A 13,247-nucleotide genomic window follows, 5' to 3' on the forward strand; every position below is an offset into this window, starting at 1 on the left:
ACTGGGCGAACTGCGCGGCGAGCACGCCGACCTGACCATGGACAAGGTCACGGCCCAGCGCCCCGTGGCCCCCGTGCGCGCCGTCGCGCCGGACACGGCCACCGTCGAGGCCCTGCGCGCCGCCCAGGAGGCCAACGCCAACATGCTGGGCGAACTGCGCGCCATGCGCGCCATGATGAAAGAGCGCTTCGAAACCATCGCCTTCATCGAGAAGCTGGGCCGCACGCCCAGCCAGGCCGCACTCGCCCAGAAGCTGCTGGACGGTGGTTTCTCCGCCGTGCTGATCCGCAAGATGCTCGACGCCATGCCCGCCGAGGTGCTCAACGGCCAGATGGACGCCGTGCAATGGGCCACCCAGGTGCTGCAGCGCAACCTGCTCACCGGCGACCAGGGCCCCGCCATCGAAGACCAGGGCGGCATCATCGCCCTGATCGGCTCCACCGGCGTCGGCAAGACCACCACCACCGCCAAGCTGGCCGCCACCTTCGCGGCCAAGCATGGCGCCCACAACCTGGGCCTGATCACGCTGGACGCCTACCGTGTCGGCGCCCACGAACAGCTGCGCGCCTACGGCCGCATCCTGGGCGTGCCCGTGCACATGGCCCACGACCGCGCCGCCCTGGAAGACCTGCTGGAGCTCCTCTCCGGCAAGAAGCTCATCCTGATCGACACCGCCGGCATGGCCCAGCGCGACAGCCGCGCCAAGGAACTGCTGGACATGCTGGCCCACCCGGCCATCCGCAAGCTGCTGGTCATCAACACCGCCGCCCAGGGCGATGCCATCGAAGACGTGATGGTCTCCTACCAGGCCTCGCAGTGCGCCGGCATCGTCCTCTCCAAGCTGGACGAGGCCGTGAAGCTCGGTCCGGCGCTGGATGCGTTAATCCGTCACAAGCTCAGGGTTCTGGGCGTGGCCAACGGCCAACGCGTGCCCGAAGATTGGCATCGCCTGTCGGCCCAGGCCCTGGTTCACCGCGCCCTGCGCGCCAGCCTCAACCCCGCCTACCGGCTGGACCCCAACGAGGTGAACCTGGTCTTTTCCACCCTGAGCCCCGCCGACCCCCTGAGCACCCCGCGTTCCATCTGAGTCCCGCTGATCTACCCCACGCCTTGCCGACAGCCCTCATGATCCACAACGAACGCCCCGCCAGCGCACGCACCCGAGCCCACCACCCGGTGGACCAGGCTCAGGGGCTGCGCCAGATGTTCGCCACCCGTGTGCTGCGCTTCATCCCCGTCGTGGCCAACCCCAGCGCCCGCTGCGGCGGCATGGTGCTGGCCCGCCTGTGCGCCGCCTACGCCAGCGTGGGCCTGCACACCCTGGTGATCGACGCCAGCGACCAGGCCCGCCCGCCCGGCGAGCTGGTCGAGTTCGACCTGGCCGAAGGCATCGAAGCCCTGTCGCCCCAGGTCAGCCACATGGCCGCCCGGGGCCTGCTGCTGCGCCATGTGGATGCCCGTGGCTCATGCAGCCACCTGCTCGACGCCCTGGCCGATGCCTCGCCCCAGAGCGACGTCGTCCTGGTGCACGCCACCGCCAGCGAACTGGTGCGCCTCTTTGGCGAACGCAGCCGCGGCCTCAACCTGCGCCCCCTGCTGTGCACCAACGACCTGGCCGAGGGCCTGCGCGACGCCTACGCCGCCGTCAAGGTGCTCAGCCAGCGCGGCGGCTGGATGGCCTACGACCTCATGGTCTGCGCCCACAGCGAATCCGAACAGGCCGACGAGGTGGCTCAGCGCCTGGCCCGTTGCGCCGACGACTTCCTGGGCGTGGCCCAGCGCGACAGCCTGCGCCTGGACCCCTTCGAGCCCGCCAGCGAGGCGCCCAGCCCGCGCTTCATGGAGATCGCCGCCGGCCTGCTGCGCGCCGCCCTGCCGCAGACCCTGGGTGACAGCGCCTTCGACCACCTGGTGTCCCCAGGGGCCGCCTTGCCCGCGCGCGTGAGCACCGCACTCAATTGAAGAAGATCATGGAGACCAGCATGTACACCGCCAAGGGACGCCTCGACATCGACACGATGCTCAAGCAATACAGCCCGCTCGTGCGACGCCTGGCCCATCAGATGATCGCCAAGCTGCCGGCCAACGTCGAGATCGATGACCTCATCCAGGTCGGCATGATCGGCCTGACCGATGCGCTCTCGCGCTTCGACGCCGGCCAGGGCGTGCAGTTCGAGACCTTCGCCACCCAGCGCATCCGCGGCGCCATGCTCGACGAACTGCGCGGCGCCGACTGGCTCAGCCGCGGCACCCGCAAGCAGCAGCGCGACATCGAAGGCGCCGTGCACCGCCTGGAGCAAAAGCTCGGCCGCGCGCCGCAGGAAAGCGAGATCGCCAAAGAGATGGGCATGGACCTGGACGACTACCAGGAGATGCTGGGCAAGGTGCGCGGCACCCAGCTCATCTACCTCGAAGACATGAGCGGCGAGGATGGAGACAACGACTACCTTGACCGCCACGTCACGAAAGACGACCATGACCCGCTGAGCCTGCTGCAGGACCACCGCATGCGGCACGCCCTGGTCGAGGCCATCAAGAACCTGCCCGAGCGTGAGCAGTACGTCATGAGCATGTACTACGAGCAGGACATGAACCTCAAGGAGATCGCCGCGGTGCTGGGCGTGACCGAATCCCGTGTTTGCCAGCTCCACAGCCAGTCCATCGCCCGTCTGCGTGTCAAGCTCCGGGAGTGGTGAGCCGGCACTCGGCCCACCGCGCTCCGAGTTGGCAACACAGACCCATCAGGTGACCCATGTTCGAGGCCTTCCGCCGCAAAGCCCCCCCTGTCGCCGCCGCACCCACCGAGCTCGGTGAAGCGCAACGCGAGGTCAGGGCCCTGGCCCAGACGCTTCAGCAAGACACCAGCGGCCTGGGCCGCGAGGCCGCCGAGTTGCGCGGCACACTGGAGGATACGGCCAGCGCGGCCCGCCGCCAGACCGAGACCCTGACCGCCCTGCTGGGGCAGCTGCAGGACATCGTCCACGCCCAGGAACAGATCGAGACGGAGACCCGTCAGAGCCTGCAGGCCATGAACGAGGCCCGCGACAGCGTGGCCCACGTGGGCAGCGAGGTGGGCGGCGTCGTCGACACGCTCCACCAGGTCTCCGATGCCGCCCGCCAGATCACCCAGGTTGCCCTGCAAACCCGGCTGGTGGCCTTCAACGCCTCGGTCGAGGCCAAGCGCGCCGGTGAGGCCGGTGCCGGCTTTTCGGTTGTGGCCGATGCCGTGAAAGACCTCTCCACCCAGGTCGAGTCCATCTCCAAGGCCATCATGAGCACCGTGGCCCAGCTTGACCAGCGCATTCAGTCCCTGGCCAGCGACCTCAGCATGGACAAGGGCCAGGCCCCCAGCGCCTCCGGTCGCTTGCGCCTGAGCGAGGCGCTCTCTGGCGTCGAGTCCGGCGTGCAGCGCATCACCGAGGCCGCCCAGGCCAGCCGGGACCTCTCCGGTGGCATCACCAACCAGGTGGGCAGCATGGGCGAGGAAGTGCGCGCCACCAGCCAGAACCTCGACGTGGCCCTGCGCCGCAGCGACAGCGTGCTGGGCGTCTCCGAGCGCCTCATGGACCACCTCGCCGGTTGCGGCGTCCAGACCGCCGACACGCCCTACATCGACCTGGCCCGCCAGGCCGCTGCCCAGATCAGCGAAGCCCTCGAAGGGGCGCTTTCCCAGGGCTACATCACCCTGGAACACCTCTTCGACGAAACCTACCGCCCCGTGCCCGGCAGCCAGCCCGCCCAGCACCAGACGCGCTTCAACGCCGTCACCGACGAATTCTTTCCACCCATCCAGGAAGCGGCCATCCAGGCCTTGCCCGATGTGGTCTTCTGCATCGCCGCCGACCGCAACGGCTACATTTCCACCCACAACCGCGCCTACTGCCAGCCCCAGCGCCCGGGCGACGTGATCTGGAACACCGCCCACAGCCGCTGGCGGCGCATCTTCAACGACCGCACCGGCCTGGCCTCGGCACGCAACCAGCGCCCCTTCCTGCTGCAAACCTACCGCCGCGACATGGGAGGCGGCCAGTTCGTGCTGCTCAAGGAGGCGGCCGCACCCATCGTCGTCCACGGGCGACACTGGGGTGGCCTGCGTTTGGCATACCGCTTCTAGCAAGGCAGCTTTACAGAATTCCCCTCAAGACATTGCGGGTTTTGTCCGAAAACACGCAAGGCCCCCGGTTCCGCGGGCCTTCGTTTTTCCTGGAACACCGCCCCATGTCTTCACCCTTGAGTTCTCCCCGTCTGTTCGAGGCGCACGATCGCGTCGTGCTTTCTGCCACTGGCGTCGTGTTCCTGGGGACCCTGGCCTATGCCACCCACTACGGCAGCCTCGGGCTGTCCTTGGGTGTGGGCGCGGTGCTGATGCTGTTGGCCCTGGGGGTGGCCGCCCGCTCGCAAGGTGGACTGGGCAGCATGGTGGGCCTGCCGGCCCTGGGCATGGCCATGGTGGCGCTGCTGATTCACACGGCGCGCGGGCACAACGAGGCCCACTTTGCCGTCTTTGCCTTCATGGCCTGTCTGGCCACCTACCGTCACGCCCTGCCCATCCTGGCGGGGGCGGCCGTCATCGCGGTGCACCACCTCAGCTTCAACCAGTTCCAGGCCTGGGGCTGGGGCCCCATCTGCTTCACCGAGCCCGGGTTCATGAAGGTGGTCGAGCACGCCCTCTACGTGGTGGCCGAGACCGCCGTGCTCCTCTTCCTGGCCGCTGGCGCCCGCGCCGATTTCCAGACCGCCGAGGAGTTGGCCGAAATCGCCCGCCGCATCCAGGCGTCCGACGGCTCGGTCGACCTCTCCATGGCCCATGGCCACTCCGACAACCCCACCACGGCCCGCATGTTGGCCGCCCTGCGCCACATCGACGAGGCCATCCACGAGGTGCGGACCGCCACCCAGGCCATCGGCGGCGCGACCCACCACATTGCCTCGGGCAACGTCTCTCTGAGCCAGCGCACCGAGCAGGCGGCCAGCAGCCTGGCCGAGACCGCTTCTTCCATGGACGAGATCGCCGCCAGCATCCGCCAGAGTGCCGAGCACGCTCGCCGTGCCAACGGCCTCGTGGGTGACGCCTCCGACGTGGCCAACCAGGGCGGTGAGGCCGTGGGGCGCGTCATCCAGACCATGGGCGGCATCCAGCAGTCCAGCCGAAAGATCACCGACATCATCGGCGTGATCGACGGCATCGCCTTCCAGACCAACATCCTCGCGCTCAACGCCGCCGTGGAAGCCGCTCGCGCCGGCGAGCAGGGCAGGGGATTTGCGGTCGTGGCCGGGGAGGTCCGTACCCTGGCCCAGCGCAGCGCCGAAGCCGCCCGCGAGATCAAGCGCCTCATCACCAGCAGCGTCGAGCAGGTCGACACCGGCAGCGGCCTGGTCGACAGCACCGGTCAGATCATTGGCAACGTGGTCGACCAGGTCCGCCAGGTCAGCGACCTGGTTGGCGAGATCACCCGCGCCAGCACGGAACAGGACGCGGGCATCGGCCTGATCAACCAGGCCATCAACGTGCTCGACCAGGCCACGCAGCAGAACGCCGCCCTGGTCGAAGAAACCGCCGCCGCGGCCGAGAGCCTGCAGCAGCAGGTGCAAAGCCTGCTGCAAAGCGTCTCGGTGTTCAAGGTGCGAGAGCCTGCCCGCACCTGAGGGCGCTTCAGCCGATCCGGCCCAGCAGCAGGTACTCCATGAGCGCCTTCTGCACGTGCATGCGGTTCTCTGCCTCGTCCCACACCACGGACTGTGGGCCGTCGATCACCTCGGCCTGCACCTCTTCACCGCGGTGCGCGGGCAGGCAGTGCATGAAGAGGGCATCGGGCTTGGCCACGGCCATCATGTCGGTGTCCACGCACCAGTCGGCAAACGCCTTCATGCGGGCCTCGTTCTCGGCCTCATAGCCCATGGAGGTCCACACATCGGTGGTCACCAGGTCGGCGCCGCGGCAGGCGTCCATCGGGTCCTTGAAGACCTTGTAGCAGTCGGTGTTCGAGATCCCGGCCACGGCCGCATCGATCTCGTAGCCGCTCGGCGTGCTCACGTGCACCGTGAAACCCAGGATCTCGGCGGCCTGCAGCCAGGTGTTGGCCATGTTGTTGCCGTCGCCCACCCAGGCCACCACCTTGCCCTTGATCGAGCCACGGTGCTCGATGAAGGTGAAGATGTCGGCCAGGATCTGGCAGGGGTGGTACTCGTTGGTCAGGCCGTTGATCACCGGCACGCGCGAGTTGGCCGCAAACTTCACCAGCTTGGCCTGCTCGTAGGTGCGGATCATCACCAGGTCGACCATGCGCGAGATCACCTTGGCGCTGTCCTCGATGGGCTCGCTGCGGCCCAGCTGGCTGCCATCGGTGGTCAGGTGCACCACCGAGCCGCCCATCTGGTACATGCCGGCCTCGAAGCTCACCCGCGTGCGCGTGCTGGCCTTCTCGAAGATCATGGCCAGGGTGCGGTCGGCCAGCGGCTGGTACTTCTCGTAGTTCTTGAAGCGGCGCTTGATGATGGCGGCCCGCTCGAAGAGGTAGGCGTATTCCGGCTCGCGCAAGTCCTTGAACTGCAGATAGTGTTTGATCAGGCTCATACCGGGCTTCATGGTCAGGCGGGGCTCGTTTCGGACAGGAAGGCGCGGATGATCGGGGCCAGGATGGCCACGGTCTCGTCGGCTTCGGCGGTGGTGAAGATCAGCGGAGGCAGCAGGCGCACCACGGTGTCGGCCGTCACGCTCAGCAGCAGGCCAGCCTCCAGGGCGCGTGTCAGGATCACGCCGCAGGGGCGGTCGAGCTCGATGCCGATCATCAGGCCCTGCCCCCGGATTTCCTTCACACCGGCCAGGCCGGCCAGCTCCCGACCCAGGGCGGCCATGATGTGCTTGCCCACGCGGTCGGCGTTGGCCATCAGCTGCTCTTCTTCCATGATCTTCAGCGTCTCGACGCCGGCGCGCATGGCCAGCGGGTTGCCGCCAAAGGTGGTGCCGTGGTTGCCCGCCTGCAGCACGTTGGCCGCCTTGGGGCCGCACACCACCGCGCCGATGGGCACGCCCGAGCCCAGGCCCTTGGCCAGGGGCATCACGTCGGGCTGGATGCCGGCCCACTGGTGGGCGAACCACTTGCCGGTGCGGCCGATGCCACACTGCACTTCGTCCAGCATCAGCAGCCAGCCCTGCTGATCGCACAAGGCGCGCACGGCCTGCAGGTACTCCACACGGGCCGGGTTGATGCCGCCTTCACCCTGGATCACTTCCAGGAACACGGCGGTCACGTTCGGATTCGTGCGGGCGACCTCTTCCAGCGCGGCGATGTCGTTCAGCGGCACGCGCACAAAGCCCTCGACCAGGGGCGCAAAACCCGCATGCACCTTGGGGTTGCCCGTGGCCGACAGCGTCGCGATCGAGCGGCCATGGAAGGCCTTCTCGAACACCACCACCTCGGCGCGGGCGATGCCCTTGTCGTGGCCGTACTTGCGCGCGATCTTCAGCGCCGCTTCGTTGGCCTCCAGGCCCGAATTGCAGAAGAAGACGTTGGTCAGCCCGGAGCGCTCCACCAGCATGCGGGCCAACTCTTCCTGCAGCGGCACCTGGTAGTAGTTGCAGCAGTGGATCATTTTCTCGACCTGGTCCTGCAGCGCCGGCACCAGCTTGGGATGCTTGTGGCCCAGGGTGTTGACCGCGATGCCGGCGAGCGCGTCCAGGTAGCGTCGGCCTTCGGTGTCCCAGACGTGGGCGCCTTCGCCATGCGACAAGGCAATGGGCAGGCGGCCGTAGGTGGGCATCACGTGGGGCATCGACACAGGCGCGTTCATGGCACAGGGGTTCTCAGGTTCGTTGAAATGAAAATGGCGCAGCAGGCACTGCGCCAGCAGCCATTCTAAAGAAAAGGGGCGCCTCCGGCAGTCGGCCTTTGTGCACGGGATCGGACGCCAGGATGCCGAGGGCGGGTTGTCCCGCCTTCAGTTCGCACAACAGGCTGTCGACATCCTGACGATGGCCCGCTGCCCGGCAGCTTGCCGTGGCGTCAAGTCAGCAGCGTGACCCACCGAGGTGCGCGGATTCTTGGCATTCATATTGCGTGACAGTGCACTGTCCGCGACAATAGAGGGCTGTCACGCATGGAAACGCTCACTCACGACGACTCCATCAGCAAGACTGGTCGCAAGGTGCCGAGCCAGGGTTATCCTCCCGAATCGGCCCTTGATCCCCGCAGCACGCAGACACAATCTGCCGCTGTGCCTGTCAATTCACCCATTGCACAGTCCGTCGGAAGCGCCACCGTGTCGACGAACCCCAAGCCCTTGACCTCACCCAAACCCCGCGAAGTCTTCATCCAAGGTCTCACCACGGAAGGGCGCACGTTTCGCCCCAGCGACTGGGCCGAGCGCCTCGCTGGTGCCATGTCGAGCTTCCGCCCGGGCGGCGCCAGCATGGGCATGGCCGCGCACATAGGGTATTCCCCATATTGTGTCCCCACCACCATCGGCAATGTCAAGTGCGTGATCGTCAACGAGGCGCTGCGCGAACTCGAGCCCATGGCTTGGGATTTCGTCATGAACTTCGCCCGTGACAACAAGCTGCAGGTGGTCGATGCCTGCCTGTTGCCCGAGGTGCCGCCCAGCAAGGGCTGAGCACCAAGGGGTTCAGGGGCCACTCGCCATGAACCCGCGCGATTTCCTGGGCTTCCTGAACAGCCCCGCCGGTGAGGCCTTCCTCTCGGCTTTCCATGGCCGCCGCTACCCCAAGGGGCAGACGGTGAGCGTGCCGCAGGACGCGGCCGACCTGGTCTTCATCGTCCGCAGTGGGCGCCTGAGGGTCTACCTTTCCAGCGGACACCGTGAACTCACCCTGGCCTTCCTGCAGCCGGGCGATGTCTTCACCACCCACACCCCCACCTTCGTCGAGGCGCTCGAGCCCACCGAACTCAGCCTGGTCGACACCCGCCGTTTTGCCGGCCTGCTGGTCACCCAGCCCGGTGCCGTCTCCGCCATCATGCGGGTGCTGGGCAACATGCTGGCCGGCACCATCGAACACGTCAACAACCTGGCTTTTCGGGATGCACGCCAGCGGCTCACCCATTTCCTCGTCAGCGTGGCCAGGCGACAGGCGAAAGACGAGACCGTGGTACGCTGCACCGTGACCCTGAGCGTCACCCTCACGGAAGTGGCCCTGCTGCTGGGCTCCACCCGCCAGACCGTCTCCACCGTGCTGGGGCATATGACCCGCGAGGGCCTGGTTGAGCGCATCGGTCGCAAGGAGCTGCTGCTGTTCGACGTGCCCGCCCTGGCAGCCTGGGGGCTGGCCTCGGAAGGTGGGCCGACGCAGGCCACGCGGCCCTGCACCCTGGGGGATGCGGCCCTGGATGTCCGCTGACGTCGCCTGCGCGACAGACGCGGCACCCGCCCATCCTTAGTCTGCGAGGCATCTCAACCCGGGAGCCTCCCATGCCTCAGACCCACCGTCCCTCCGCACCGTCACAGACCGACCGCTACGTCACCTTCCTTGGCATCGATTTCGATGGCCAGACGCGCCGCGTCATGCAGCGCATCGAGCAGCACACCCTGGGTGGAGGAGGGCAGGACAACGCGTTCTGGCAGTACTTCCGCCAGCGTCGCCAGGCCCGCAACGGGGTGCAGTGCGACGACCTGCTCCTGCTGGCCAGCTTCGTCAACCAGGTGCGTGAGCTGTTCGAGGCCATGGCCGATGAAGAAGGCCTGGCCATGCTCGATCAGCTGGAGGATGAATGCTTTTGAGTCGACTGTGAGCCAACTGTGAGCCGGCTGCCGCAGAAAGCAAAAAGCAAAAAGCCCGCTCGAAAGCGGGCTTTTGGGATGCGGGCCTCGCGGCAGGGTGACGGTGTCACCCCGTGCAGGCAGATCAGGCGGCCAGGGCCTTGATCTTGGCCGACAGGCGGCTCTTGTGGCGAGCGGCCTTGTTCTTGTGGAAGATGCCCTTGTCGGCGATCGAGTCGATCACGGATTGAGCGGTCTTGAAAGCGGCAGAGGCGGTGGCCTTGTCGCCAGCCTTCACGGCCTTGAGCACGCCCTTGATGGCGGTGCGGAACTTCGAACGCAGGGCCGAGTTGGCGGCGTTCAGCTTGACGTCCTGGCGGACGCGCTTGCGGCCGGAAGCGATGCGGACGGTCTTCTTGACTTTGGATGCGGAAGGCATGTTGTTTGGTGCACTTGACGATGCTCGGGCCCGGCAGTTCAGCCTGCACACCTTGCGGTGAAGAGGTTGTTCCGCTGCGCCGATTCGCACCTGGCAAGCGCCAGTTGGTTGGAAAACCGCAGATTATAGCCCGCCTCAAGCCGCTTGAAAAGTCCGTCTCAAGGCGACCGGGGTGCGATTCCTATAATCCGCCGCATGAGCCTGCTGAAATCCGCCTCCATCGTCTCCCTGCTGACCCTTGCGTCGCGCATCACCGGTCTGGTCAGGGAGTTGCTGATCGCGGCGGCTTTCGGGGCCAGTGCCACGACCGACGCCTTCAACGTCGCCTTCCGCATTCCCAATCTGCTGCGCCGCCTGTTTGCCGAGGGCGCGTTCTCGCAGGCCTTTGTGCCGCTGCTGGCCGAAAGCCGCACGAAAAATGGCGACCAGGCCACGCACGAGATGGTCAATGCCGTCGGCACGGTGCTGTTTGGCGCGGTGGGCCTGGTCAGCCTGCTGGGCGTGGTCGGTGCGCCAGTGCTGGTCTGGGCCATGGCCTCGGGCCTGCAGGAGAGCGGGGGCTTCGACGCAGCCGTGGTCATGACCCGCTGGATGTTCCCCTACATCGGCTTCATGTCGCTGGTGGCGCTGAGCGCCGGCATCCTCAACACCTGGGGACGTTTTGCGGTGCCGGCCGTCACGCCGGTCTTGCTCAACCTGAGCGTGATCGCCGCGGCCGCGCTGCTGGCCCCCCTGTTTCGCAGCCATGGCATCGAGCCGGTGTATGCGCTGGCCGTGGGCGTGATGCTGGGCGGTGCCCTGCAACTCGGCGTGCAGTTCCCGGCGCTGCTCAAGATCGGCATGGCGCCGCGCATCGGTCTGTCGCTCAAGGCCTGGCGGGCCGCGCGGGCGCACCCGGGCGTGGGCCGCATCCTGCGCCAGATGGCGCCGGCCGTGCTGGGCGTGTCGGTGGCGCAGCTTTCGCTGCTGGTCAACACACAGATCGCGTCGCACCTGGGGGCCGGCGCGGTGTCCTGGCTCACCTATGCCGACCGCCTGATGGAGTTCCCCACCGCCATGCTGGGTGTGGCCCTGGGCGTGGTGCTGCTGCCGCAACTGTCGCGGGCCCAGGCCAGTGGCGACGTGCGCCAGTTCTCGGGCCTGCTCGATTGGGGGCTGCGCCTGGTGCTGTTGCTGGCCCTGCCCAGTGCGGTAGCGTTGCTGGTGTTCTCCAAGCCCCTGGTGGCGGTGCTCTACCACTACGGGCGCTTCACGCCCAACGATGTGCAGCAAACCGTGCTGGCCCTGTCGTGCTATGGCGTGGGCCTGATGGGCCTGGTAGGGGTGAAGGTGCTGGCGCCGGGCTTCTACGCCACGCAGGACATCAAGACCCCGGTGCGCATCGGCATCACGGTGCTGGCCATCACCCAGGGCTTCAACCTGGTCTTCGTGCCCCTCCTCGGGCATGCAGGGCTGGCGCTGTCCATTGGTCTGGGGTCGCTGGTCAATGCCGGCTGGCTGTTGATGGGGTTGCGCAAGGCCGGTCGCTACCAGCCTGAGCCGGGCTGGCTCTTGTTTGCCCTGCGTGTGGCGGGCGCCACCGCCTTGCTGGGCCTGGGCCTGTGGTTGGCGACCCAGCACCTCGACTGGGTGGCCCTGCGTGCCCAGCCCCTGCTGCGCATCGGCGCCATGGCGGCTTGCCTGGTGGGCGCGGGCGTTGTGTATTTCGGCGCGCTGGCCGCGTCGGGCCTGAACCTGCGTCAGGCGATCAAGCGCTGAGGGGCCGGCAGGCCGGAGCTCAGCTCAGGCCGCGCACCAGGGCCATGGCCTCGTCCACCCGCTCCACGGCGTGGATGGTCAGGCCCTCGATGGGCTTTTTCGGCGCATTGGCCTTGGGCACCAGGGCCACGGTGAAGCCCAGCTTGGCGGCTTCCTTCAGGCGGTCCTGGCCGCGAGGGGCAGGGCGGATCTCGCCGGCCAGGCCCACTTCGCCAAACGCAATGAAGCCCTTGGGCAGGGCGCGCCCGCGCAGGCTGCTCTGGATGGCCAGCAGCACGGCCAGGTCGGCTGCGGGCTCGCTGATGCGCACGCCACCCACCGCGTTGACGAACACGTCCTGATCGCCCGAGGCCACGCCCGCATGGCGGTGCAGCACGGCCAGCAGCATGGCCAGGCGGTCGCGCTCCAGGCCCACGCTCAGGCGGCGCGGGCTGGGACCACCGGCGTCGACCAGGGCCTGGATTTCAACGAGCATGGGCCGCGTGCCTTCCAGCGTCACCAGCACACAGGAGCCCGGTACCGGCTCGCTGTGGGTGGAGAGGAAGATGGCGCTGGGGTTGCTGACGCCCTTCAGGCCTTTTTCCGTCATGGCAAAGACGCCGATTTCATTGACCGCACCAAAGCGGTTCTTGATGGCGCGGATCAGGCGGAAGCTGCTGTGGGTGTCGCCCTCGAAATACAGCACCGTGTCGACGATGTGCTCCAGCACGCGGGGGCCTGCCAGCGCGCCTTCTTTGGTCACATGCCCCACCAGCACCATGGTGCAGCCGCTGGACTTGGCCACCCGCGTCAGGTGGGCGGCGCACTCGCGCACCTGGGCCACCGAGCCGGGCGCCGAGCTGAGCGCGTCCGAAAACAGGGTCTGGATGGAGTCGATCACGCAGAAGGAGGGCTTTTCGGCCTCCAGTGTGGCGACGATGTTTTCCAGCTGGATCTCCGCCTGCACCCGCACCTTCGAGCCGTCCAGCCCGAGGCGGTGCGCCCGCATGGCGACCTGCGCGCCGCTTTCTTCACCCGTCACATAGAGCACGGGCATCTGGCGCGACAGGGCGTCCAGCGCCTGCAACAGCAGGGTGGACTTGCCGATGCCCGGGTCCCCGCCGATCAGCACCACGCCACCGGCCACGATGCCGCCACCCAGCACCCGGTCGAGTTCTTCCTGGCCCGTGGGGGTGCGGGCCACATCGGCCGCTTCGATGTCGGCCAGGGTGGTCACCGGCTGGGCTGCATTCAGGCCGCGCGACAGGGCCTGCAGGCGGTTCTTGCCGGCGCTGGCGGGTTCCACGCGGGCCTCTTCCAGCGTGTTCCAGGCGTTGCAGTGCGGGCATTTGCCCAGCCA

The 13,247-nt window shown here is 67.6% G+C and carries 13 protein-coding genes; 9 read left to right on the forward strand and 4 right to left on the reverse strand.

What is annotated here, in order from left to right; all coding sequences use genetic code 11:
- The 5 genes from flhF to QZ994_RS14830 all read left to right on the forward strand — a co-directional run.
- A partial coding sequence (flhF, locus tag QZ994_RS14810; RefSeq protein WP_290873220.1) for a flagellar biosynthesis protein FlhF occupies positions 1-1,087 on the forward strand: 1,087 nt, incomplete at its 5' end.
- Between the two features lie 23 nt (positions 1,088-1,110).
- Positions 1,111-1,962, forward strand: a complete 852-nt coding sequence (locus QZ994_RS14815; protein WP_290873224.1) for a flagellar biosynthesis protein — start codon at positions 1,111-1,113, stop codon at positions 1,960-1,962.
- 20 nt (positions 1,963-1,982) lie between these two features.
- Complete coding sequence (locus QZ994_RS14820) at positions 1,983-2,696, forward strand: RNA polymerase sigma factor FliA (RefSeq protein WP_290873226.1); 714 nt, start codon at positions 1,983-1,985, stop codon at positions 2,694-2,696.
- Positions 2,697-2,752: 56 nt separating this feature from the next.
- Positions 2,753-4,114, forward strand: a complete 1,362-nt coding sequence (locus QZ994_RS14825; protein WP_290873229.1) for a methyl-accepting chemotaxis protein — start codon at positions 2,753-2,755, stop codon at positions 4,112-4,114.
- A 104-nt stretch (positions 4,115-4,218) separates the two neighbouring features.
- Complete coding sequence (locus QZ994_RS14830) at positions 4,219-5,646, forward strand: methyl-accepting chemotaxis protein (protein WP_290873232.1); 1,428 nt, start codon at positions 4,219-4,221, stop codon at positions 5,644-5,646.
- Between the two features lie 7 nt (positions 5,647-5,653).
- Here the strand turns inward: QZ994_RS14830 and argF are convergent, their stop codons facing one another.
- Both argF and QZ994_RS14840 read right to left on the reverse strand, forming a co-directional pair.
- Positions 5,654-6,586, reverse strand: coding sequence for an ornithine carbamoyltransferase (argF, locus tag QZ994_RS14835; protein WP_290873235.1), 933 nt, complete (start codon positions 6,584-6,586; stop codon positions 5,654-5,656).
- Positions 6,587-6,588: 2 nt separating this feature from the next.
- Positions 6,589-7,791, reverse strand: coding sequence for an aspartate aminotransferase family protein (locus tag QZ994_RS14840; protein ID WP_290873238.1), 1,203 nt, complete (start codon positions 7,789-7,791; stop codon positions 6,589-6,591).
- 489 nt (positions 7,792-8,280) lie between these two features.
- On the opposite strand from QZ994_RS14840, the gene QZ994_RS14845 reads away from it, so the two are divergent.
- The 3 genes from QZ994_RS14845 (at position 8,281) to cowN (ending at position 9,732) form a co-directional block, all read left to right on the forward strand.
- Complete coding sequence (locus tag QZ994_RS14845) at positions 8,281-8,610, forward strand: DUF3579 domain-containing protein (protein ID WP_290873256.1); 330 nt, start codon at positions 8,281-8,283, stop codon at positions 8,608-8,610.
- Positions 8,611-8,638: 28 nt separating this feature from the next.
- Complete coding sequence (locus QZ994_RS14850) at positions 8,639-9,352, forward strand: Crp/Fnr family transcriptional regulator (RefSeq protein WP_290873241.1); 714 nt, start codon at positions 8,639-8,641, stop codon at positions 9,350-9,352.
- A gap of 71 nt (positions 9,353-9,423) precedes the next feature.
- A complete protein-coding gene (gene cowN, locus QZ994_RS14855; RefSeq protein WP_290873243.1) occupies positions 9,424-9,732 on the forward strand; it encodes a N(2)-fixation sustaining protein CowN in 309 nt (102 codons plus the stop codon).
- Positions 9,733-9,856: 124 nt separating this feature from the next.
- On the opposite strand, the gene rpsT is transcribed toward cowN, so the two are convergent.
- Positions 9,857-10,150 carry a 30S ribosomal protein S20 gene (rpsT, locus tag QZ994_RS14860; protein WP_290873247.1) on the reverse strand — a complete coding sequence of 98 codons (294 nt, stop codon included), beginning with the start codon at positions 10,148-10,150 and terminating at the stop codon, positions 9,857-9,859.
- A gap of 195 nt (positions 10,151-10,345) precedes the next feature.
- On the opposite strand from rpsT, the gene murJ reads away from it, so the two are divergent.
- Positions 10,346-11,908 carry a murein biosynthesis integral membrane protein MurJ gene (murJ, locus tag QZ994_RS14865; protein WP_290873250.1) on the forward strand — a complete coding sequence of 521 codons (1,563 nt, stop codon included), beginning with the start codon at positions 10,346-10,348 and terminating at the stop codon, positions 11,906-11,908.
- A gap of 19 nt (positions 11,909-11,927) precedes the next feature.
- On the opposite strand, the gene radA is transcribed toward murJ, so the two are convergent.
- Positions 11,928-13,247, reverse strand: a 1,320-nt coding sequence (gene radA / locus QZ994_RS14870) for a DNA repair protein RadA (protein WP_290873253.1), incomplete at its 5' end; no start/stop codon positions are given.

This window comes from Aquabacterium sp., assembly GCF_021768455.1.
GTDB lineage: Bacteria > Pseudomonadota > Gammaproteobacteria > Burkholderiales > Burkholderiaceae_C > Aquabacterium.